Genomic DNA, 22875 nt, shown 5'->3' on the forward strand with positions numbered 1-22875 from the left:
TATGATTCAGTTAGTATTTAATTAAACGTTTGTTTAAACTTTGTATTGAAAGGTGTGATCCGGGATGTCTGCAGAACAATTGCCGATATGGACGAAAGACTGCGTGAAGGGCTCATTGCCGAAAAGGGGGAATGGAAGTCATAAAGGAACTTATGGAACCGGCCTTTTGCTCGCGGGAAGCGATGACATGCCGGGAGCGGCTCTCCTTGCAGGAATCGGGGCGATGCGGAGCGGTCTTGGAAAGCTTGTCATCGGAACGTGCGGAAGTGCCATTCCGTTGATCGTCCCCGTTCTCCCTGAAGCGACGTATTGGCGGGACGGCTTAGAAAAGGCGGCGTCCGGCGAGATTGCCGAACCTTACCGGGCGATTGCGATCGGGCCGGGGCTGCCGCCTTCGCAAATGACTGAGCAAGCGGTCCGGAACGTATTGACGAAAGAATGCCCGGTTGTCCTTGATGCGGGTGCTCTTTCAAAACGATCGTACCAAGAAAGGAAAGCGCCGGTGATATTAACGCCGCATCCGGGCGAATTTTCGAGAATGACAGGCTTGTCCATTCAAGAAATTGAGGCAAACCGGGCCGGCTATGCTCGAGATTATGCAGAGGAACACGGTGTTACTCTTGTATTGAAAGGCAATGAAACGATCATTGCTTTCCCGGACGGCAAGTGCTGGCGGAATGTAACGGGAAACGGGGCGCTGGCAAAGGGAGGAACCGGAGATACGTTAACCGGGATGCTTCTCGGGATGCTGTGCTGTCATGAGAATCCGAGAGAAGCGGTGCTGAATGCTGTCCACCTGCACGGCGCATGTGCGGACGCATGGACAAAGACCAGATCGGCCCATACGCTTCTCGCGCATGAACTTTCCGATATGCTGCCTACGGTTTGGAAAGCGTATGAGGATGGAAATAAGTGAAACGCTCGGAATGCCTCCGAACGTTTCACCTCAAAGTTTATGGAGTGACTTTACCGACTCCGGCATTTTGCTTGACGATTGATTTTACATCGTCGACATTGTCGAGTGAGTAGCTGTATGGCGGATTATAGGTTGTAGTAGAAGAAGTCGGCATGCTGCCTGTAGAGTTTACAAATTTGTTGTTGGATACATGCCAATAGCCTGGTGAACCGCTGTACCAAGAGACAATCGGATCTTTGGCGTTTTCAAAGAGGTTGTTCTCAATTTTGATGCGCGCGCCCATCCTTGAATTAATACCGCTTTCAATGATGTTGCTGTAATAGTTGTTGTAAATGTGCCCCTCTCCGAACCGGAATGCCGGCACACGCGAATTCAGATTTTCAAACCAGTTATGGTGGAATGTAATCGTCCGGTTGTAATTGTCGCTGTCCGATGAACCCATCAGCATAGATTTCCACGCATCGTGCACATAGTTCCAAGAGAATGTAATATATTCGGCGTCTCTTTTGACGTCAAATAATCCGTCATAGTAATCTTTGTCAACGTTCAGGCTGTGGTAAAGCTCATTATGATCAACCCAAATGTTTTTAGACGGCCCTTCAATGCTAATCGCGTCTTTATCGCCTGAGGCGACCTCGTGAATTTTTAAGTTGCGGATGATGATGTTGTTGGCGCGCCATATTTTGATGCCGATGCCTTTGAGTTCGCCTTTGGTCCCTGACCCGACAATCGATACGTTTGACACGTCTTTGACGTCAATCTTTGATGCGGATGTATTTGAAGTTGTAATGGTGCCGTTGACATAAATTTTTAATGGCGTATTTGCATTCTTATTTTTTAATGCCGCAATCAGCTGATCTCCCGTTGTTACGGTTACCGTTTGACCGCCTTCTCCGCCCGATGTTCCGCCGTTTAGCGTCGCGAAGCCTTTTAAGCTGAAATCGGCAAGCGGATTGACTTTGCCCGAGCTGAACGAAGAAGCTGCTTCAGCCGAAACCGCCGCTGTCAAAGACCCGATAACCCCTAATACAAAGATAAAGATGATGCTGATTAATTTCTTCATATGAATTCCTCCTATTCTTTTTTCATGCCGCCGCTATATAGGAAGCGCTCACAATTACGGCGGATACCGGGTGATGGACACTGATTATCCCTCCCTTTTATTGGAATCAGAGAGAGCATAGCATATGTTTCTGAATTATCTGAATAATCATGATGTGAGTTGGATTTGCGCATAAGCTGGTGATTATGCCAAATGACACGAATCTGAGAATAAGCGCATTTAGTTTAAGGTCTTTCATCATAATGGTGCAAAAAAAAGAATCTATGGAAATGAAAATCCACAGATTCTATTTCTAAATCATGTTTTCTTCAGTTTTTCATTTTTCGGAGCGATCTACAGCTCTGCTTTCTCCTGTTCTGTGCTGTTGTATGTTCGCTCTACGACTGCGGCAAGCGTATCGATGAACCGCGGATCGGTGTTCGGCATAGGCGGACGGTGATAGCTTGCGCCAAGCTCGTCCGTAACCACTTTGCACTCATAGTCGTTGTCATACAGCACTTCCAAGTGGTCAGACACAAAGCCGACTGGTGCGTAAATGAATGACCGGAAGCCTTCCTGATACAGTTCCTTTGTTAAGTCTTGGACGTCGGGGCCAAGCCAAGGGTCGGGTGTGTTGCCCTCACTTTGCCAGCCTACGGCGATCTGGTCAAACGACAGCCGTTCTCCGATTAGTCGGGCCGTTTTCACGAGCTGATCCGGGTATGGATCGCCATGTTCCTTGATTTTTTCCGGCAGGCTGTGTGCTGAGCATACAAGAACCGCTTTTTTCCGTTCTTTTTCAGACATGCCGTTTAAAATGCTGCCGATTTCTTCAGACCAATAGCGAATAAAGCCTTCTTCCTGATACCATTCGTCAATCGATGCGATCCGGGGGCCGCCGATTGCTGCTGCGGCCTGTTTGGCGCGCCGATTGTATACTTCAGTGCTGAAGGTGGAATAGTGGGGAGCTAAGACGACGGAAACGGCCGCTTCAATTTGGTCTTTTTTCATTTGTTCAACCGCATCCTCGATAAACGGAGAGATGTGTTTTAAGCCGAGATACATCACGTATTCGACCTCATCTTGGCGCTCGTTCAACGTTTTTTCCAGCTCTTTTGCCTGAGCGAGCGTAATTTTCGCGAGCGGAGAGATTCCGCCGATATGCTTGTAGCGTTTTTTCAAGTCTTCAATCATATCATCGGACGGCCGTTTTCCATGACGGATATGCGTGTAATACGGAATGATATCTTCTTCCTGATAAGGGGTTCCGTATGCCATGACTAACAGGCCGACTTTTTTTCGTTCCATATGTCTTCACCTCTGCTGCTGTTCTTGGCATGTTGTACAGATTCCGTAAATTCCTAAATAATGCGAGTTCACTTTGAAGTTCGTCAATTGAGCTGCTGCATGCTCAACCTCTTTGAGGTGAGGATAGTCCAGATCAGCGATCTTCCCGCACGATTTACAGATGACATGATAGTGCTCTGATGTGAACAGTTCATATTTGCTTTTCGCGTCTCCGTGGGACAGCTCTTTTAAAATGCCGAGCTTCACAAATAATTTCAAGTTGCTGTAGATTGTCGGGAGACTCATGTACGGCAATTCCCGGTGAATGTCTTCCGCCGATGGATGGCCGCCCAAAGAGACAATCGTTTTTAAAATCAGGACGCGCTGAGCTGTTATTCGTAAACCCCGTTTCTTTAATAAAGGGACGAGCTGTTCGTCTTCCACACGTAACATCCCCTGTCGTTCTTTGATTAAGGGCAGGCACCCGCATGTTAAAGAAGACGGGTGCCTGTTCCTGAAAAAATGAGAATAAAAGTGAGAATGATTGAAATGAATGAGCCTCAGACTTCCTGTGGAACGGACAAGCCCAATCCTTCGGCAACTCGTGTGCCGTATTCCGGATCTGCTTTATAGAAATGCTGAATTTGACGAAGCTTAATTTCGTCTTTTGTCACTTGCTTCATCGAACCTACAATATTGCTGACAAGACGGGTCCGCTCTTCTTCGCTCAAGAGGCGGTAAAGATCGCCGGCCTGTGTGTAGTGGTCGTTATGGTCGTAAGCCGTGCTGTCCGCCGAACCTGACACCGGATAAGCCGTTGTTTTGTTTTCCGGAGTTTCCTGAGGGCCTCCGAAGCTGTTCGGTTCATAGTAGACAGAGCCGCCGCCGTTTGAATCAAAGCGCATTTGTCCGTCTCTTTGATAATTACGGACTTCCGCTTTCGGCCGGTTGATCGGCAGGCTGTTATGGTTTGCGCCGACGCGGTAGCGGTGCGCATCCGCATATGCGAACAGGCGTCCCTGAAGCATTTTGTCGGGAGACGGTTCAATGCCGGGCACCAATGTTCCAGGGGAGAATGTAGCTTGTTCAACCTCTGCGAAATAGTTTTCCGGATTGCGGTTTAGAACCATGCGGCCGACTTCAATCAGCGGATAATCTTTTTGCGACCATACTTTTGTAACATCGAACGGATCAAAACGGTACGTATCCGCATCCTCCAGCGGCATGATTTGAACGTACAGCTTCCATGCCGGGAAATCACCTTTTTCAATCGCCTCATACAAGTCCTGTGTATGATAATCGGGGTTTTCACCTGCAATCTTTGTCCCCACTTCTTCGGTCAGGTTTTTAATGCCTTGTTCTGTTTTGAAGTGGTATTTGATCCAGACGCCTTCTCCTTCGGCATTCACCCATTTGAATGTGTGGGACCCGAAACCGTGCATGTGCCGGTAAGTGGCGGGGATGCCTCTGTCAGACATCAGGATGGTCACCTGGTGAAGGGACTCTGGAGACAATGACCAAAAATCCCATACGGCATCCGGGTTTTTCAAATGTGTGACCGGATGGCGCTTTTGAGTATGAATGAAGTCAGGGAATTTAATCGCATCGCGAATAAAGAAAACAGGTGTGTTGTTTCCGACGAGATCATAGTTCCCTTCCTCTGTATAAAATTTAACAGCAAATCCGCGCGGGTCGCGGACGGAATCGGCTGAACCGTTTTCGCCTGCAACAGTTGAAAAACGGACGAATAACGGTGTGCGTTTTCCGACTTCTGATAAAAATTTGGCTTTTGTATATTTGGAAACGTCATTTGTGACTTCAAAGTAACCGTGCGCACCGGCGCCTTTTGCATGCACAACCCGTTCGGGTACACGCTCTCTGTTAAAGTGGGCGAGCTTTTCGAGCAAGTGGACGTCCTGAATCAGCGTCGGTCCGCGTGAACCAGCTGTCATTGAGTTTTGGTTGTCTCCAACGGGAGCGCCCCAGCTGGTTGTTAGGTTGTTTTTATTTGTCGTCATCAAAGGATCACCTCGCGTAAATTTTAATTACAAAATAATGATAACATTTCTCAAGAAAAAAACAATATTTATTTATAATAATTATAAAGAAAAATTTATTATCGTTGATTAAATATATTGAAACCTGAATAACTTCCTTGATTTGGGATAAATTATTATTGATTCCAAATAAAGGAGGTATGGAGATGGATCAGCATTCAAACGAGCAGAAGTCTGACATGGAGACGGATGATACGTTAACAAACCGGCAGGGCCACCCGATCACAAACAATCAGCATATCAGGACCGTGGGCAACCGGGGGCCTTCTACATTGGAGAACTATGATTTCTTGGAGAAGATCAGCCACTTTGACAGGGAGAGGGTTCCCGAACGGGTCGTCCATGCCAGGGGAGCCGGAGCGCACGGCTATTTTGAAGCTTATGGAACAGCAGGCGATGAGCCGGTCTCAAAATATACGAGAGCAAAACTGTTTCAGGAAAAAGGGAAGAGAACCCCGGTGTTTGTCCGTTTTTCGACGGTGACCCATGGGATATCTTCACCGGAAACGCTTCGTGATCCCCGCGGATTTGCCGTTAAGTTCTACACGGAAGACGGGAACTGGGATCTGGTCGGAAACAACTTGAAGATCTTCTTTATCCGCGATGCGGTGAAGTTTCCTGATTTAATCCATGCATTTAAGCCGGACCCGGTTACGAATTTGCAGGATGGCGAAAGAATCTTTGACTTCATTTCCAACACGCCTGAAGCCATGCACATGATCACATTTTTGTTTTCTCCTTGGGGCATTCCGGCAAACTACCGGCAGATGCAGGGGTCCGGTGTCAACACGTACAAATGGGTAAATCAAGAAGGAGAAGCCGTCCTTGTGAAATATCACTGGGAACCGAAGCAGGGCATAAAAAATTTGACGCAAAAAGAGGCGGAAGAAATTCAGGCGAAGAACTTCAATCACGCCACACAGGATTTATATGAAGCGATTGAGCGGGGAGACTATCCCGAGTGGGAGTTGTTCGTTCAAATCATGAGCGATGATGAGCATCCTGAACTCGATTTTGATCCGCTTGACGATACAAAGCTATGGCCTGAGGAGCAATTTCCTTGGCTTCCTGTCGGCAAAATGGTATTAAACAAAAATCCGGAAGACTACTTTACGGAAGTCGAGCAAGCGGCATTTGGAACAGGGGTTCTTGTCGACGGACTTGATTTTTCCGATGATAAAATGCTTCAGGGACGTACGTTTTCCTACTCTGATACACAGCGATACAGAGTAGGGGCCAACTATCTGCAGCTGCCGATCAATGCGCCGAAAAAAAGGGTGGCAACCAATCAGCGGGGCGGCCAGATGCAGTACAAGGTCGATTTAGGCAAAAATCAAAGCCCACACATCAACTATGAACCTTCAACCATCAACGGGCTGAAAGAAGCGAAGCAGGATGGCAAAGAATATACCCCGCATGTCGAAGGAAATCTGGTGCGCGAAAGTATCGAAAGGCAGAATAATTTCAAGCAGGCCGGGGACACGTACAGGCATTTCGAAGATTGGGAAAAGGACGAGTTGATTACGAATCTGGTCAATACACTTGCCCCCTGCGATCAAAGAATTCAAACGAAAATGATCGATATGCTGAAGCAATGCGACAAGGAATATGGAAGCAGGGTCGAAGAAGGATTAAAAAACGCTTCCAGCCAAAATACATCCAGCCGGGAGCCGATCGGGGCAGAAGGCGCCGAAGATGCGCCGAGACAGGCGGAAGAAAAAGGGCATAGTGAAGATCCTTATTAAAGGATTATCCTTGTCTATTCAAATTGATGTTAAGATATGGATGCGCTTCAGCGTATCCTTTTTATTTTGGAATTAATGGAGACAATCGGTTCAGCCGTGGAGGAAAAAGAAGAATACAGAAGAGGCTTAGGGTGTTCGCTCCAATTTGTCGAGAAAATAACGAGCAAAAGAAACTTATCCCCGCTTACGCCTTTTAACCAATATTTCCCTATATTCAACAAATGTACAAATCCAAAGCAAAGAAGCAAACGGAAAATATGGTAAAATTAAACATTCATAAAAAGTTGAAAAAAGGGAGGAGTTTTCATGTTGAAAAAGTTGGCAGCGGTCGTTTTCATGTTGGGAATCATGCTTTGCGGTGCCGGCGGAACGTCTGTTTTGGCATACGGAAAGTCAATTTCTCAGGAATCGATTCATCCCTACAGCACGGCATATACAGATGTCAAGGTGGTTGGCAAAACAGTTCGCTTTTATATTAAAGGATTGGAGAGTCCGTTTAATCAGACTTATTATGAAAGAGTCGCATGGACAAGCACTGATGAGGAGCCTGATACATTAAAGGACAACATTTTATCTGTAAAAATACCGGCAAAAACGGGAAGCAGGTATGAGGCAAACTCAAGCGAAAGGCTTGAGCTGATCAGAGAAAAGGTCAATTCAGGCGATATGGTTTACGGATGGGCATAAGCGCAGAATGGCAATTGGTATCCTGCCGGTTCTGCTAAAATATCTTATTGAGCAAAGCAAAAAGCAGGCATCATCCCCGCCTGCTTTTTGTACGTATCGAAAACTGCTTTGAAACGAGCATCACTCCTGCCCCTGCCAATGACAAAGCCCCGGCAAACCAAAAAACCTCCCGCAGCCCGAACAGTTCAGCCGTTTTTCCCGCCACAACCGGTCCGAGAAAAAAACCGAGCGCATAAAAAGATTGATAGAAACCCATTACAGACATTTTGAGCTGAGGCGTACCAAGCTGGACAACTTTGCTGACCAAAAGCGGAAAAATAAACCCCAATGTCAGTCCTGTCACGGCGTGGATTACACACACCGCGAAAAGGGTCTCGGCGAACGGCAGCAAGGAAAAGAAAACAGCCGTTATCACATAAGATATCCATATCAGTGCATCGGCTGCCTTTACTTTGTAAAAGATACACCACACGGAAGCCAGCGTTTGCGGAACAAAAAAAGCGCACATGATCCAAATCAGCTGCTTCTCATCGATGCCGACCGATTCCGCGTAAATCGGCGTGAACCCGAACACGGTCATAAATAGCACGGCGTGGGCTAAAAACGATAATGTTGTAATCGCTTTTAAATCAGGAAGACGCAACGTCTGTTTAACATAGTCTGACAAAGCCATCCCTTTGGCCGTATGGCGGGGCCCGTTATCTTTAATGTAAAATGACAGAATCAGCCCGATGCACGAAACGGCAACACCGATCCAAAACGGAAACATCCAGCCGAACAAATGGACGAGGTATCCGCTGACAGCCATGCTGACAAATTGGGGGAGAACCGTTAAAAACTGCAGAATGCCCATCGCTTTTGACGATTGATCTTTTGTGAAATACTGCGAGTATAAAACGGTTGCCATCACCCACATCGCCGCAGTCATACCGGCGAGCAGCCTGGCCGTGATCACCATGATGAACGAATCGAACAACAGAAATATGCAGCAGCTCAACAGAGACATTGCAAAGCCGCTGATCAACAGCTGTTTTCTAAGCGGCGAAAGAACATCTGACAGAATGCCGAACGGAAACCGCAGTAATATCTGTGTGACGCCGTAGCTTCCGAGTATTATTCCTATCGCTGAATATGAAAATCCGATGTTGTCTAAATATAATCCGAAAACAGGGACATAGATGTATGTAGCAAACCAGAAACAAAAGACGGCACCCCAAAAGATTATATGATCTTTCCTTAAAATTTGTTTTTCTTCATAGACGATTTGTTTTTGCAGTTCCATCCCTTTTTACTCACACCCCTTTAAATTCCAGTACATCATAAACCGCGGTCGGAAAACAAGATGATTTTTTATCTTATTGAAATACAATTGAACGGTTTGCTTGCAGCCGTCGTCCTAGATACAGAGACAAAAAGAAAGGGGGTTGGCGTTTTAGTGGATCAAGCAGATGAAAAAGAACTGATCATACAGGCAAAAGACGGGGAAGATGCGGCTTTTACGAAACTGTTTCAGCTTCATTACCCCTTTGTATATCAATATGTTCTGAAATTAACGCTGAACCCTGATCTCACAGAGGACTTGGTCCAGGAAACGATGCTGAAAGCGTATGTCAGCCTTCATCAATTTCAGGGCAACGCGAAATTTTCAACATGGCTGATCTCAATTGCTTCCCGGCTGTTTATCGACCATCAGCGCCGGAAAAAACGCGAAAACCGCAAAACGCAAGCAGCAGGAGAGGAAGCCTTGCGAAAAATGAAATGGAAGTCCGCCCTTCACGGACACGAATGGAGCGAATACTTGGAGCTGTTTGCTGCTCTTGAGCCTGAGTTCAGAATGCCAATCTTGTTAAGACACTATTACGGGTTTACTTACCCTGAAGTGGCAAACATGCTGAAAATAAAAGAAGGTACCGTCAAATCGCGGGTGCATCATGGATTAAAGAAAATCCGAAAGGAGTGGGAACAGTGAATGAACGAGATAAAAAAGAAACGGTTACACATTTGAAACGCGAACTCGAAAGAATGGATGATACTTTTGTGCCGCCGGTTCCTCAAGTATTTGAACTGAATCAGCGTTTAGCGCGGTTTAAGCAAGAACGCAAGCGGGCGCTCAAAAAGGAATTGCTTTGTTTTATCGTCATGGCGCTGGTGATTTTATCGGCTTACTTGACGATTTCCGTTCAAGTACCGGCTGTTTTTATCGTGGTGCAGGGAGCGGCGATTATATTACTGCCAGCGCTCGCCCTATTAGAAAAAAGACGGCGTGCGGCTGACGGGGAGGCTGATTAAATGAATCTTGATATGACTCAGGAAAAACTGCTGCTGCTGCTTTACATTTCACCGCTTTTATTTGCGCAGAGTATCTTTCTATTTCTTAATGCGAAGAAAAAAGGAGCCAATGCGTGGTTTTGGGGCATATGGGGCTTGATCCAAACACCGATGCCTTTATTATTCTATTATTTATTTGTTGTAAGGCCGTTTCATAAGAAAAGGAGGCCGTCATCATGACTGAAGCAGATATACCTTGGGCGCTGCTTGCCCCTTTCATTGTGCTGTATTTCATTTTAGCGGTGTCCGCATTGATCAGTTGCATGAAACAGGAGAAAACAAATGGCCCAAAGTGGATGTGGATTTTGATCATAGTAGGGATCAGTTTTGTCGGCCCCGTCTCTTACTTTATCATCGGTAAAAAAACATATGAAAGGAGGCGTGTGTGATGCTGTCCGTCAATGGCTTAACAAAAATGTATCAGCAGCACCAAGCTGTCCGAAATGTCAGCTTTGACCTTGAATATCAGCAATGCGTTGCCCTTCTCGGGCCGAACGGAGCGGGAAAAACGACGACATTGCAAATGCTTTCCGGTTTATTGGCGCCTACATCAGGAGGCATCCGCTTTTTGGGGAAGGAATCGATAAACAGGCTGGAAATCGGGTATTTGCCTCAGCATCCTGCGTTTTTTTCATGGATGACAGCTTTGGAATATATGGTGTTCGCTGCAAGACTTTCTAAAATGAAACGTCGTGAAGCCCTGGAAAAGAGTCGAACCGCTTTGCGCTATGTCGGTCTGGAAAAGGAAGAAGACCGGAAAATCGGCGGTTTTTCAGGAGGGATGAAGCAAAGGCTCGGGCTTGCGCAGGCTTTGGTTCATGAGCCGAGCCTGTTGATTTTGGATGAACCTGTTTCTGCGCTCGATCCGGCGGGGCGGCGCGAAGTCCTTGATATGATGAAAGATTTAAAAAAGAAGATGACAATTCTATTTTCGACTCATGTGCTGCATGATGCCGAAGAGGTGTGCGATCAAGTGATCATGCTGAAAGAAGGGGCTGTCAAATGGTCCGGTCCGCTTCACAGATTGAAGAATCGGCATTTCAAGTCATCTTATATCCTGACAGCTGAAGAGAGCCTTGAAGGATGGCTGGAACACCTGCCTTATGTCAGCAAAGTCGTGTATCAAAAGCCTTCACAAGCTGAATTTTATTTAACAGATCGGTCTGACAGCCGCCGGCTGTTGGCTGAATGCTTGAGCAGACAATTATCGATTGTTCGTTTTGAACAAAAAACGATGTCCTTGGAAGATATGTATTTGAAGGTGATGGGACTATGAATTCATTTTTTATGTTATTTCAAAAAGAATGGACGGAAAGCTGGAGGGACGGAAAGCTGCTTTGGCTGCCTGTCATTCTGATCCTTCTGGGCTTGATTCAGCCGCTCAGCCTGTATTATATGCCCCAAATTCTCGATATGGCCGGGAATTTGCCTGAGGGAGCCGTGATCGACATACCAAGGCCGAAAGGTGAAGAGGTGATGGCGAGCACCTTGTCCCAGTTCGGTACGGTCGGTACGGCAATTTTCGTTTTGAGTGTGATGGGCAGCATTGTCCACGAACGAAACCAAGGATCCCTTTCATTGGTGATGGCGAGACCTGTCAGCCCGCTTCAGTATATCGGCAGCAAGTGGCTTCAGCAGGTGCTGCTCGTATTGGTTTCATTTGCTGTGAGCTACGGTTTGGCTTTTTATTATACAAACCTTCTATTCGGAAAGGTTGAATTTGACCGGTTCTTATTTAGTTTATTCGTGTACAGTATATGGATTGTATTTGTCATGTCGGTCACGATGTTTTTCAGCGCTCTGTTTCGCCATATCGGGGGGATTGCCGGCATGAGCATCAGTTTCATCGCCTTTGTTTCACTGGCTGGTTCCTTATTTCCCCGTTTTACCGAATGGATGCCTGATAAGGCGAAAAGCCAGGCTGGCTATTTTATCATGCACGGTTCATGGGACCATGCTTTCGGCTGGATGGTGTTTTCGTCTTCGGGAGTTGTGCTTCTTTTGTTCATGTCCACCGTTTTTGTTTTTAAAAGATATGAATCTTACTAATCAGCCGGGTTCGCCCGGTTTTTCTGATTGTCATCTACATAACTTAAGGTATACAATACACTGGTAGGTTCTGAGGGCGGTATGTAAGAATATAAAAAAAGGAGTGATCCAATGGGCGCGTTTAACAGCCAGGCAGATCTTGCGGCTCAGTCGAAAGCTAAGCCGAACAGGATATGGATCGCTGTCATATTGGGTATTTTATCGGGAATCGGTCCGGTTGTGATCGATTTATATTTGCCCGGCCTTCCGCAGATGGCATCTGATTTACATACGAATGCTTCCGTCGTTCAGCTCAGTTTAACATCGTGTTTACTGGGGCTGGCAATCGGCCAAATTGTCATCGGCCCTTTCAGCGATGTCCTTGGAAGAAGGCTCCCGCTGATCGTTTCGCTGTCCGTTTTTGCCGCGGCCTCTTTTTTATGTGCTATGACATCCTCTGTATGGGTCTTGATTGCGATGCGCTTTATACAAGGTGCAGCGGGTGCAGGCGGCATCGTCATATCACGCGCGATTGCCCGCGATCTATATTCCGGTACAGAATTGACAAAGTTCTTTTCGCTCTTGATGCTGGTTAACGGGATTGCGCCTATCATATCCCCGGTAGCGGGCGGACAGCTGATGAAATGGACGACTTGGAACGGCGTATTTTTCATCATCGGCCTTTTTGGCTTGCTGATGATTTTGTCCGTGATATTCGGGGTGAAAGAGTCGCTGTCTCCGGAAAACCGCACGGCAGGCGGGTTTAAAGAGACGTTTGTATCATTTGGAAGGCTCTTCGGCCAGCGCACATTTATGGGTTACGCCTTGGCGCAAGGGCTGATCGTAGCGGGGATGTTTGGCTATATATCGGCCTCTCCGTTTGTTTTGCAGGACATTTACAAATTGTCGGCGCAAGCCTTTAGTTTTTGTTTCGCATTAAACGGCTTGGGCATCATTATCGCAGCTCAGATTACGGGCAGGCTTGCCGGCCGGTTCGGCGAAGCGTCCCTTTTGCGGAGCGGTTTGCTGCTGTCTTTTACCGCAAGCGTTGTTTTATTTGTTTCTGTCTTTTTCAAAGCACCGCTGATTCTGATTTTAATCCCGCTGTTTGTCGTGGTTTCCTGCATCGGAATCGTGACGACGACCAGCGGATCCTTGGCGATGCAGAGCCAGGGAAAATCGGCCGGAAGCGCATCTGCGCTTTTAGGACTGCTTCCGTTTACTTTAGGAGCTGCCGCGGCGCCGCTCGTCGGTATTGGCGGAAGCCATACAGCTTTACCGATGGCAGTCGTCATTCTGTTTTGCAATATCAGCGCGCTCGCTTGTTTTATCATGCTGGTTCGGCGGACAGCGCTTAAATGAAAAAGCCTGCCGGTTCTTTTACCGGCAGGCTGAAATGTTTTAGCGTGGCAGGATATCAACTGTAGCTTCAGCGTGGTTGTAGTTTCGTCCGAACTTTTGCAGCTCCGCGGTGACTCTGTGAGTTCCTGCGTTTGGAAGCGTTTTCCGAACCATGACCAGTTTGAACGCAGAGGAGCTGAAAGCGTAAACCGGCACTCTGACGGTTTGCCCGTCATTTAAAATTTGTGTATAGTTCAGTGTTCTGCCGTTCAGCGAATCTCTTGTGTTCGCATGGAAGCGGTATGGAAAGTTAAATTCAACATAGCTTGAACCGACAAAAGAGTTCGGTTTGTAAGTGACTTCAATGTCTGAGGTTGTCCACTCTTTGTTGCTGTCAACCGTTTCGACATGAAGCGTCGGAGCGTTTCTGAAAAAAGTGGCGCTCGCTTCCTCGGTCGGAAGAATGAAAGAAAACAATGCTGCCGAAGTTAATAGGCCGACTCCCATTTTTCCGATAAATTTACGTTTTAACATGTACTTCCCCCTCCTAATAAATGTTTTTAAAAAAGATGAAAAAGGAAAAAATAAGTTCTTAATCTACTATATTCCTTTTCCTGCCCCATCAATCTATCACCGTTTACCATTCAAGTAAATATTTTTTGAGGAAAATTCTAAAAACTTTTAAAAAATGCATGATATGTAAAGGGAAATACAGCAGAACGGCTGCCGGCAAATCGATGCCGGCAGGCCGAACATTGATTTAACGAGGAACAATCTCCAAAGTTGTTTCAGCATGGTTGATGTTTTTTCCATTTTGCTGCAGTTCAGCAGTAATTCTGTGAGTCCCTGCATTTGGGAGCGTTTTCCGAACCATCACTAATTTGAACTCAGAAGAGCTTAAAGCATAGACGGGAACTCGGACCGTTTGTCCGTCATTTAAAATTTGTGTATAGTCAAGCGTTTTTCCATTTAGTGTATCTCTTGTGCTTGCATGAAAGCGGTATGGAAAATGAAATTCAACATAGCTTGAACCGACAAAAGTGTTTGGTTTATAAGTAATTTCAATGTCAGAAGTTGACCACTCTTTATTGCTGTTAATGGTTTTTGCCTCAAGCACAGGCTTCTGAGTCGGGTTATCCGGTTGCGGATAATCCGGCTGCGGTTTTTGAGGCGGCTGCGGCTTAGGCGACGGCTTGAATGGCGGCGGACAAAAGATCGGTCCTCTAAAATGATTTGTTTTCACCTCTTGGGCATTTGCCCCTTGGGTAGGAATGATAAATGAAAACAATGCTGCAGAAGCTAATAGACCAACACTGATTTTGCGAATGAATTTTCGTTTAAGCATCGATAAGTTCCTCCTAAATGCAATGTTAAAGTTAAAAAGTAGAGGACGTCCTATTATTTTCAAGAAAAGGTAGAAACGAGATCGCGATCAACTATATTCCTTTTCTTGTTTACTTAATCTATCACCATTTACCATCCAAGTAAATATTTTTAGATAAATTTCTAAAAAAATTAGTATAAATTAATAGTTTTCTGTTAATTTATAGCCTTTTTTTATAAAAAGGAGTCGTATAAAGAACAAAATGGTTAAATATGTATATTGGGTTGCGGTTCTTTGAGGGGCGTTTTAATATAAAACAAAAAGGAATGAGGGGGATGGATAATGAGAGACGTTCAGTTGTTTTTGGCCGGGGATTCAACGGTTTGCGATTATGATAGCGACAGGGCGCCGCGTGCAGGCTGGGGACAGAAAATTGGCGCGTTTTTAAGCGCCGGTGTTTTGATCCGCAATGAAGCGGCATCAGGGAGAAGCTCAAAAAGCTTTATTGAAGAAGGCAGGCTGGAGCGAATCATGACACAGATCCGAAGCGGCGATTATTTGTTTGTCCAGTTTGGTCATAACGACCAAAAGCCGGATGATCGCTATACAGAGCCATACACAACTTACAAGCAGCATTTGCGCCGGTATATAGATGACGCCCGGTTAAAAAAAGCCAATCCGGTCCTCATTACACCGGTCCAGAGAAGATCATTTGAAAGCGATGGCCGGTTCAAAAATACCCACGGCGACTATCCTGATGCGATGATACAGCTTGCGGAAGAGCTTGGGGTGCCGCTCATCGATCTCGCCTTCAAAAGCCGTCAATTGCTTGAATCGCTTGGACCGGAAGCTTCCAAAAAGCTGTTTTTATGGCTTGAACCGGGGGAACACCCCAACTATCCGGACGGAGCCAGGGACGACACCCATTTTTGCGACTTCGGGGCAAACGAAATCGCTAAGCTGGTTGCACAGGGAGCAAAAGAAACGGGAATTCCTTTATAAAACAGTCTACTTGAGAATAATTTTCAATTATTTTTCAAAATTTTTGCACTTCCGATGCCAAACTGTGATACGATCAATCTCGTAAAGATTCTCAAAAGGAGTGCACATCATCTTATGATACGCCGCTTTTTTTCATACTATAAACCTCATAAACGTCTGTTCTTCATCGATTTCAGCAGTGCGATCATCGTCGCAGTGCTTGAGCTGGCTTTTCCTCTAGTCGTTCAGTGGTTCATCGATACGCTGATTCCCGGGGGAGACTGGCTTGAAATTGTCTGGGTAAGCATCGGCCTCTTACTGATTTATTTACTCAGCACGTGCCTGCAATACATTGTCAATTATCTCGGGCATAAGCTCGGGATCAACATCGAAACGGATATGCGCCAGGAGCTTTTCCAACATGTACAGCGCCAATCTTTCCGCTACTTTGACAATACAAAAACTGGACATATCATCAGCCGCATCACAAATGATCTGTTTGATATCGGAGAGCTGGCCCATCACGGACCGGAAGATTTGTTCATCGCCGTGATGACCTTTTTAGGTGCATTTTGGATCATGCTGACGATTAATGTGAAGCTTGCATTGGTCGCTGTTCTGTTTGTGCCGTTATTGATTATTTTAATCACTTATTCAAATATCAGGATGAACCGTGCTTGGCGCCAGATGTACAGCGAAATCGCCGATGTTAACGCCAGGGTTGAGGACAGCGTTTCAGGCGTTCGCGTCGTTCAATCTTTTACGAATGAGCGCTTTGAGATTTCCCGGTTTTTAAAGAACAATCAAAAGTTCCGCAAGGCAAAGCTGAAAGGCTACAAAACGATGGCTCTCACGACTGCCGGGACCTTTTTGATGACGCGGCTGATGATTCTGGCAGTGCTTGTGTTCGGAGCATGGCTCAGTTTTTCCGGGAATATGTCCTACGGGGAATTCGTCGGGTTTGTTCTTTATGTCAACGTGTTGTTTAAGCCGATTGATAAAATCAGCGCCATTTTGGAGCTTTATCCGAAAGGAATGGCAGGATTTAAGCGGTTTACGGAGTTGATCGATACAAAGCCGCAGATTGTCGACCGCAAAGATGCGATTGATGTTCCGGAGTTGGAAGGAAACATCGTCTTCAAGAATGTGACGTTCGGCTATGAAAAACATAAACCCGTCCTGCAAGGTGTCGATCTGTCAATTACAGCCGGAGAAACGGTCGCTTTTGTCGGCCCTTCGGGAGCGGGCAAAACGACGATCAGCTCGCTGATTCCGCGTTTTTACGATATAGACGGCGGGGCCATCACAATTGACGGTATCGATATTCGCGACATGACTAAACGTTCTCTCCGTTCGCAAATCGGCATCGTTCAGCAGGATGTGTTTCTTTTTACGGGGACGCTCCGCGAAAACATCGCCTACGGAAAACTGGATGCGACAGATGAAGAGATTCAGCGGGCCGCCAAAATGGCGCATTTGGAACAGCTCATCGAGTCGCTCCCGGACGGTTATGAGACCCAGGTCGGCGAAAGAGGGCTGAAGCTGTCAGGGGGCCAAAAGCAAAGGATCGCAATCGCCAGGATGTTTCTTAAAAATCCGCCGATTCTCATATTGGACGAAGCCACATCAGCACTTGACACAGAGACGGAGCAGGTGATTCAAAACGCTTTGACAGAGCTCGCAAAAGACAGGACGACGCTTGTCATTGCTCACAGACTTGCCACGATCCGCAATGCCGACCGGATTGTGGTCGTGACAGAAAACGGAATCGCAGAAGAAGGAACACATGATGAACTGGTTGAGCGCGGCGGTATTTTCGCGAATCTTCATCGTGTACAGTATCAGTCGTAAATGTTTGAAACAGGCAAGCCCATGTTTGGGCTTGTTTTTTTAAGGGCAAAAGACCTTGAAAAGAGAGAGAACCGATGCTACACTTTCGTTATAAACTATCGATATCGGTTTTCGATATTGGATTTCGTTAAAGGGGGTGCGGTATTGGAAGATAAAGTATTGCGAAAGCTATTTCTAGGATTTATTCAAATTCATATTTTGCACCACGCCAGCGAACATCCGATTTTCGGATTGTGGATGCTTGAGGAATTGAAAGAGCACGGATATAACATCAGTGCGGGAACGCTGTATCCGATCCTTCATTCAATGGAATCTGACGGACTTCTTCGAAAAGAAGAACAGAATGTGGACGGGAAAATCAGAAAATACTACTCAACCACGGAAAAAGGAGCAAGCGTACTGAAGGAAGCAAGGTTGAAAGCATATGAACTGTTTAAAGAAATTAAAGAATAGAGGAGTGGAATGATGACAAAGCATAAAGCGGACAGAAGCTTGAGGTCGCTGCTTGAAATTCTATTCGTTTCAACCAGGCTTGGGTTGACATCGTTCGGAGGACCGATCGCCCATTTAGGATATTTTCATGCCGAATATGTCCGTAAAAGAAAATGGATGGACGAAAAAAACTATGCCGATCTGGTCGCTTTATGCCAGTTCCTGCCCGGCCCTGCCAGCAGCCAGGTGGGGATCGGAATCGGCGTCATGCGAGCCGGCATCATTGGAGGCATCCTAGCGTTCATCGGGTTTACTCTCCCATCTGTCATAGCACTCGTATTATTTGCCATGATTCTGCAAGGCTTCGATATCGGGACAGCCGGCTGGATTCACGGGTTGAAAATCGTAGCAGTAGCCGTAGTCGCCCATGCCATTTTGGGGATGGCGCAAAAGCTGACACCTGATAAAAGGCGCAAGGCGATCGCGCTGTTTGCTCTAGTCGCCACCCTTCTCTGGCAGACGGCTTTTACACAGGTTGGAGTCATCTTGCTCGCCGCTTTCGCCGGTTATCTTATCTATAAAGAGCAAGTTGAAACGGATGATTCCGTCATGCGGTTTCCAGTGTCGCGCCGTTTTGCGGCGGTTTGTCTCAGCTTGTTTTTCGGGCTTCTCATTCTGCTGCCGGTGCTCAGAGAAATGACATCTTCCGGCTGGATTGCTATGTTTGACAGCTTTTACAGGTCGGGTTCTTTGGTCTTCGGAGGAGGGCATGTGGTCCTGCCTTTATTAGAACGGGAATTTGTACCGACGGGCTGGTTAAGCGAAGAGGCTTTTCTAGCCGGGTATGGAGCCGCTCAAGCTGTCCCGGGGCCTTTGTTTACATTCGCTGCATATCTTGGTGCGGTGATCAGCGGCTGGCAAGGCGGATTGCTCGCCACAGCGGCGATTTTTCTGCCAGCGTTCCTGCTGATTTTGGGGACGCTGCCCTTCTGGGATACGCTGCGCCGCAATCCTAAAGTAAAAGGCGCTTTAATGGGAGTGAATGCAGCCGTTGTGGGAATTTTGATTTCCGCGTTTTATCATCCGATCTGGACCAGCTCGATATTGGCGCCGGTCGATTTTGCATTTGCCGCGGTTTTATTCAGCCTGCTTGTCTACTGGAAGCTTCCGTCATGGATTATCGTTGCAGCCGGTGCTGCCGGAGGCGCGTTGATGCAGCTCTGATGTAAGTGGAAAAGGCTGCCGACAATTCGGCAGCCTTTTTTCGCGTATCAACGATGTTCTTTTCCGATTTCGGGAAGCACCGTTTTGGCGATATTCTCGTCCAGTTTTTCATAGTCGTAGTAATGAATCGCATCATATAATTCTTCGCGCGTCTGCATGTCATCGAGTACGCCTTTTTGCGTGCCTTTTTCGAAAATTTCCGCGAAGACCCGCTCATAAGCTTTCGCGGCAGCGCGCAGGGAAGTCACCGGGTAAATAACCATACTGCAGCCGAGCATTTGGAATTCGTCAGCCGTGTAATAAGGCGTTTTTCCGAATTCGGTCATATTGGCGAGGAGCGGCGCTTTAATGGAGGAGGCCATTTCCTGGAACTCGGCTGCGCTCGTTAATGCTTCCGGAAAGATGGCATCGGCTCCCGCGTCGGCATATAAATTGGCGCGTCTGACGGCGGCTTCCATCCCTTCCGCTGCTTTTGCATCCGTGCGTGCCACAATGACGAGCGAAGGGGCGGTTTCTTTTATCGCTCTAATTTTTGCGATCATGTCTTCTGCCGGGACAAGTGTCTTTCCATTTAAATGTCCGCATTTTTTAGGCAGCTGCTGATCTTCGATTTGAACGGCTGCGACCCGGCTCTCAGCCATTTCGGCTGCCGTGCGCGCCGCATTTAGTACACCGCCGTAGCCGGTGTCGATATCGACCAAAAGCGGAAGATTTGCGGCTCTCACAAGTTCGCTGGCTTTTTCAGCGATTTCCTGGGAGTGAATCATTCCGAGGTCAGGGAGCCCGCGGCTTGCCGTGTAGGCTGCCCCGGAGAGGTAGAGCGCTTTGAAGCCGATGTTTTTTGCGGTAATGGCTGCCATCCCGTCATGAACGCCTGGTATTTTCAAAATATCAGGCGCTTTCATCAGCTTTCTGAATGTATTGGCCAGTTCTTCCTGAGTTGATTGTTTCGAGACAATCCACATATTCAAAACCTCCTAAATCACAAACAATTCCATAAAGTCCGGCACAGGTGTACCGCTTAATTGGCGAGGATCATTCAGCAGGGCATTGATTCGCTCCGTTTGCCCCGCCGGAAAGCGCGTTTTTAAGTTATTGATAAATTTTTCTTTTAACAGCGGGATACCTTCGTTGCGGCGGCGCCGATGACCAATCGGGTATTCGACCGCGATTTTTTCCGAGTGTGTGCCGTCTTTGTAAAACACTTGAACAGCGTTGGCGATCGAGCGTTTTTCCGGGTCGAGATAATCGGTAGAATACTGTTTGTTTTCGACTGTCGTCATTTTTTCGCGCAGCCTGTCGATCTCCGGATTTTGCGCGGTTTCGTCTTCGTAATGGTCAGCGGTAATATCGCCGTAGATCAGCCCGATCGCTGTTATATACTGAAGGCAGTGATCACGGTCAGCCGGATTGTGTAATTCTCCCGTTTTGTCGATAATCCGGATGGCCGATTCGTGCGTCGTGATCACGATTTGATCGATGTCATCAAGTCTGTTCTTCACTTCAGGATGAAGCCTGATCGCGGCTTCAGCAGCCGTTTGAGCATGGAATTCCGCCGGATACGAAATTTTAAAAAGGACATTTTCGATGACATAAGAGTCGAGCGGTCTGGCGAGCGTCAATTCTTTTCCGCCGAATAGGACATCCTGAAAACCCCACATTGGAGCGGATAAAGCGGTTTTATATCCCATTTCGCCTTTCAAGGTCATCATTGCAAGCCTCACGCCGCGGCTTGTCGCATCACCGGCTGCCCAGGACTTTCGCGAACCGGTATTCGGAGCGTGGCGGTACGTCCGCAGGCTTGAATTATCGACCCAGGCTTGGGAGACGGCGTTGACAACATCCTGTTTTGTGCCTCCCAATAGTGAGCATGCCACAGCAGTGGAGGCGACTTTTACAAACAGCACATGGTCAAGCCCGTTTCTGTTTAAGCTGTTCTCGAGAGCAAGAACGCCTTGGATTTCATGAGCCTTCACAATTGCCGTTAATACATCGTGAATGGTAAGCGGTTCCTTTCCCGCCGCGAGCCGCTGCCTGCTGACATAGTCAGCGCAGGCTAAAATCGCTCCAAGGTTATCTGACGGGTGGCCCCATTCGGCTGCCAGCCATGTGTCATTATAATCGAGCCAGCGGATCATGCAGCCGATATTGAAGGCTCCGTGAACAGGATCGAGCTCAAATTGCGTTCCCGGGACGCGGGTGCCGTTCGGGACGACGGTACCCGGGGCAATCGGACCGAGATGTTTGGCGCATTCCGGATATTTGAGCGCCAAAATGCCGCAGCCCAGTGTATCCATTAAGACGTAACGGGCGGTTTCAATCGCTTCTTCGCTTGAAATCTTGGCATTTACCGTATAGTCTGCGATCTCTTCCAGCAATTGATCGCAATGTTGGAGCGTTAGACTTTCTGTTTTCATAACATTGATCTCCCTTCTTTCTGAATCAAAACCGAACTATGGATGAAGATGACGCGGTCCGGTATAGTGAACTCTCGGGCGGAACAGCCTGTTGTCTTCGTGCTGTTCAATGACATGCGCGCTTAGACCGACCGACCGTGCCGCGAAAAATATCGGAGTATAGAGGTCGATCGGTATGCCGAGCAGGTAATAGACCGGAGCCGCATAGTAGTCGAGGTTCGGATACAGGCCTTTTTCTTCGCGCATCAGCTTTTCGCCGGCATCGCACATCTCATATAAATCCTGTCTGCCGGTTTTATGAGATAGCGAATAGAGCGCCTTTTTCAGCAGGGCTGCGCGCGGGTCCATTTTTTTCATATAGACGCGGTGCCCAAAGCCCATGATTTTTTCTTTTCTGCTTAACTTATGCTCAATCAGCTTGCAGAAGCCCGATTTTGTTTCCCCTTCGAGCAGCATGTACATCACTGCTTCATTCGCGCCGCCGTGCAAATGTCCTTTAAGCGATGCCGCGGCGCCTGTGAAAGCACCGTATATGTCTGTGTTTGTCGATGCGATGACTCTTGCGGCAAATGTGGAGTTCGGCATTTCGTGTTCGCTGTACAGCATTAATGTCTGATCAAAGACAGCTGTTTCTTGCGGAGTCGGTTCTTTTTCGGTCAGCATGTATAAAAAGTTCTGGCTGAATGAAAGCTGTTTATCAGGTGTGATGACATTTTTCTGGTGAAGGATGCGGTAGCTGTTGGCGGTAATATTCGGAACCTGTGCGATCAAGCGCAGCGCTTTGCTTCTGTTTGCTGATGGAGACCTGTCATTCAATTCAGGATCATATCCTGCCAAAGCGGAAATCCCGGTTCGGAGGGCATCCATCGGATGGGTGTTATTCGGAAGCGCCTTCAGAATGGTATAGATTCCGCCGGGCAGTTCATATGAATTTTTTATAGCGCTTTCAATTCCTTGCAATTCCATTGGATCAGGCAGTTTATTTTGAAGGAGAAGATAGACGAGGTCAAGATATGTTTTTTGTTCTGCAAGTTCGATTAAATCATAGCCTTTAATGACGATTTGTTCCGCTTCCGTATCTAAGAAGGAAATGTTTGTTTCCCCAGCAATAACGCCTTCTAATCCCGGTTTAAATACACCTTGTTTGCCCATTTTTCCACCTCTTATTCGTTTTTTAACTTTTGTGTCAAAAACGTGCTGTGAGAATGGCATTGG

At 47.0% G+C, this 22875-nt stretch carries 24 protein-coding genes; 14 read left to right on the forward strand and 10 right to left on the reverse strand.

Features of this window, described 5'->3' with window-relative positions:
• The first annotated feature begins 64 nt into the window (after nt 1-64).
• Complete coding sequence (locus tag ACVC9U_RS20795; RefSeq protein ID WP_075751653.1) at nt 65-916, forward strand: NAD(P)H-hydrate dehydratase; 852 nt, start codon at nt 65-67, stop codon at nt 914-916.
• A 37-nt stretch (nt 917-953) separates the two neighbouring features.
• Here the strand turns inward: ACVC9U_RS20795 and ACVC9U_RS20800 are convergent, their stop codons facing one another.
• The 4 genes from ACVC9U_RS20800 to katA form a co-directional block, all read right to left on the reverse strand.
• Nucleotides 954-1979 (reverse strand): pectate lyase family protein, encoded by a 1026-nt coding sequence (locus ACVC9U_RS20800; protein WP_075751652.1) that lies wholly within the window; start codon nt 1977-1979, stop codon nt 954-956.
• A 333-nt stretch (nt 1980-2312) separates the two neighbouring features.
• Nucleotides 2313-3266: a ferrochelatase gene (gene hemH / locus ACVC9U_RS20805; RefSeq protein WP_075751651.1), complete on the reverse strand. Its 954-nt coding sequence runs from the start codon at nt 3264-3266 to the stop codon at nt 2313-2315.
• 6 nt (nt 3267-3272) lie between these two features.
• The gene (locus ACVC9U_RS20810; RefSeq protein ID WP_081379873.1) at nt 3273-3689 is read right to left on the reverse strand and encodes a Fur family transcriptional regulator; all 417 of its coding nucleotides are present in this window, start codon (nt 3687-3689) and stop codon (nt 3273-3275) included.
• 116 nt (nt 3690-3805) lie between these two features.
• Complete coding sequence (gene katA, locus ACVC9U_RS20815; RefSeq protein WP_075751649.1) at nt 3806-5263, reverse strand: catalase KatA; 1458 nt, start codon at nt 5261-5263, stop codon at nt 3806-3808.
• Between the two features lie 185 nt (nt 5264-5448).
• On the opposite strand from katA, the gene ACVC9U_RS20820 reads away from it, so the two are divergent.
• Nucleotides 5449-7047: a catalase gene (locus tag ACVC9U_RS20820; RefSeq protein WP_075751648.1), complete on the forward strand. Its 1599-nt coding sequence runs from the start codon at nt 5449-5451 to the stop codon at nt 7045-7047.
• A 306-nt stretch (nt 7048-7353) separates the two neighbouring features.
• Nucleotides 7354-7734, forward strand: a complete 381-nt coding sequence (locus ACVC9U_RS20825; protein WP_441391465.1) for an enoyl-CoA hydratase — start codon at nt 7354-7356, stop codon at nt 7732-7734.
• Nucleotides 7735-7804: 70 nt separating this feature from the next.
• Here the strand turns inward: ACVC9U_RS20825 and ACVC9U_RS20830 are convergent, their stop codons facing one another.
• Complete coding sequence (locus ACVC9U_RS20830; RefSeq protein WP_075751646.1) at nt 7805-9016, reverse strand: MFS transporter; 1212 nt, start codon at nt 9014-9016, stop codon at nt 7805-7807.
• A 153-nt stretch (nt 9017-9169) separates the two neighbouring features.
• On the opposite strand from ACVC9U_RS20830, the gene sigY reads away from it, so the two are divergent.
• From sigY to ACVC9U_RS20865, 7 genes are all read left to right on the forward strand, one after another.
• A complete protein-coding gene (sigY, locus tag ACVC9U_RS20835; protein WP_075751836.1) occupies nt 9170-9703 on the forward strand; it encodes an RNA polymerase sigma factor SigY in 534 nt (177 codons plus the stop codon).
• Complete coding sequence (locus tag ACVC9U_RS20840; RefSeq protein ID WP_075751645.1) at nt 9700-10023, forward strand: YxlC family protein; 324 nt, start codon at nt 9700-9702, stop codon at nt 10021-10023. The genes sigY and ACVC9U_RS20840 overlap by 4 nt, the downstream gene beginning before the upstream one ends.
• Complete coding sequence (locus tag ACVC9U_RS20845; RefSeq protein WP_025810585.1) at nt 10024-10242, forward strand: hypothetical protein; 219 nt, start codon at nt 10024-10026, stop codon at nt 10240-10242. It begins immediately after the preceding gene.
• Nucleotides 10239-10451, forward strand: a complete 213-nt coding sequence (locus ACVC9U_RS20850; RefSeq protein WP_035337990.1) for a PLD nuclease N-terminal domain-containing protein — start codon at nt 10239-10241, stop codon at nt 10449-10451. Before ACVC9U_RS20845 ends, ACVC9U_RS20850 begins: the two co-directional genes overlap by 4 nt.
• Nucleotides 10451-11338, forward strand: coding sequence for an ABC transporter ATP-binding protein (locus ACVC9U_RS20855; RefSeq protein WP_441391466.1), 888 nt, complete (start codon nt 10451-10453; stop codon nt 11336-11338). The genes ACVC9U_RS20850 and ACVC9U_RS20855 overlap by 1 nt, the downstream gene beginning before the upstream one ends.
• On the forward strand, nt 11335-12111 hold the full coding sequence (locus ACVC9U_RS20860; protein ID WP_035337984.1) for an ABC transporter permease: 777 nt from the start codon (nt 11335-11337) through the stop codon (nt 12109-12111). Before ACVC9U_RS20855 ends, ACVC9U_RS20860 begins: the two co-directional genes overlap by 4 nt.
• Before the next feature lie 111 nt (nt 12112-12222).
• Complete coding sequence (locus tag ACVC9U_RS20865) at nt 12223-13452, forward strand: multidrug effflux MFS transporter (RefSeq protein WP_075751644.1); 1230 nt, start codon at nt 12223-12225, stop codon at nt 13450-13452.
• A 39-nt stretch (nt 13453-13491) separates the two neighbouring features.
• Here the strand turns inward: ACVC9U_RS20865 and bslB (ACVC9U_RS20870) are convergent, their stop codons facing one another.
• Both bslB (ACVC9U_RS20870) and bslB (ACVC9U_RS20875) read right to left on the reverse strand, forming a co-directional pair.
• Entirely contained in the window at nt 13492-13965 is a 474-nt protein-coding gene (gene bslB / locus ACVC9U_RS20870; RefSeq protein ID WP_075751643.1) for a biofilm surface layer hydrophobin BslB, read from the reverse strand.
• Between the two features lie 226 nt (nt 13966-14191).
• The gene (bslB, locus tag ACVC9U_RS20875) at nt 14192-14776 is read right to left on the reverse strand and encodes a biofilm surface layer hydrophobin BslB (RefSeq protein WP_075751642.1); all 585 of its coding nucleotides are present in this window, start codon (nt 14774-14776) and stop codon (nt 14192-14194) included.
• Nucleotides 14777-15094: 318 nt separating this feature from the next.
• Between bslB (ACVC9U_RS20875) and ACVC9U_RS20880 the strand changes: the two genes are divergently transcribed.
• From ACVC9U_RS20880 to ACVC9U_RS20895, 4 genes are all read left to right on the forward strand, one after another.
• A complete protein-coding gene (locus ACVC9U_RS20880; protein WP_075751641.1) occupies nt 15095-15757 on the forward strand; it encodes a rhamnogalacturonan acetylesterase in 663 nt (220 codons plus the stop codon).
• Between the two features lie 114 nt (nt 15758-15871).
• Nucleotides 15872-17587, forward strand: coding sequence for an ABC transporter ATP-binding protein (locus tag ACVC9U_RS20885; RefSeq protein WP_075751640.1), 1716 nt, complete (start codon nt 15872-15874; stop codon nt 17585-17587).
• Nucleotides 17588-17731: 144 nt separating this feature from the next.
• The gene (locus ACVC9U_RS20890) at nt 17732-18040 is read left to right on the forward strand and encodes a PadR family transcriptional regulator (protein WP_020453412.1); all 309 of its coding nucleotides are present in this window, start codon (nt 17732-17734) and stop codon (nt 18038-18040) included.
• 12 nt (nt 18041-18052) lie between these two features.
• Nucleotides 18053-19243, forward strand: coding sequence for a chromate transporter (locus tag ACVC9U_RS20895; RefSeq protein WP_178388294.1), 1191 nt, complete (start codon nt 18053-18055; stop codon nt 19241-19243).
• A 47-nt stretch (nt 19244-19290) separates the two neighbouring features.
• On the opposite strand, the gene prpB is transcribed toward ACVC9U_RS20895, so the two are convergent.
• Genes prpB through mmgD form a run of 3 tightly spaced genes read right to left on the reverse strand, consistent with a single transcriptional unit; the run spans nt 19291 to nt 22812 of the window.
• Complete coding sequence (gene prpB / locus ACVC9U_RS20900) at nt 19291-20208, reverse strand: methylisocitrate lyase (RefSeq protein WP_075751638.1); 918 nt, start codon at nt 20206-20208, stop codon at nt 19291-19293.
• Nucleotides 20209-20220: 12 nt separating this feature from the next.
• Nucleotides 20221-21660, reverse strand: coding sequence for a bifunctional 2-methylcitrate dehydratase/aconitate hydratase (locus ACVC9U_RS20905; protein ID WP_441391467.1), 1440 nt, complete (start codon nt 21658-21660; stop codon nt 20221-20223).
• A 36-nt stretch (nt 21661-21696) separates the two neighbouring features.
• Nucleotides 21697-22812, reverse strand: coding sequence for a citrate synthase (gene mmgD, locus ACVC9U_RS20910; protein ID WP_065644413.1), 1116 nt, complete (start codon nt 22810-22812; stop codon nt 21697-21699).
• Between the last annotated feature and the right edge of the window lie 63 nt (nt 22813-22875).

The organism is Bacillus sp. GM2 (assembly GCF_056155945.1).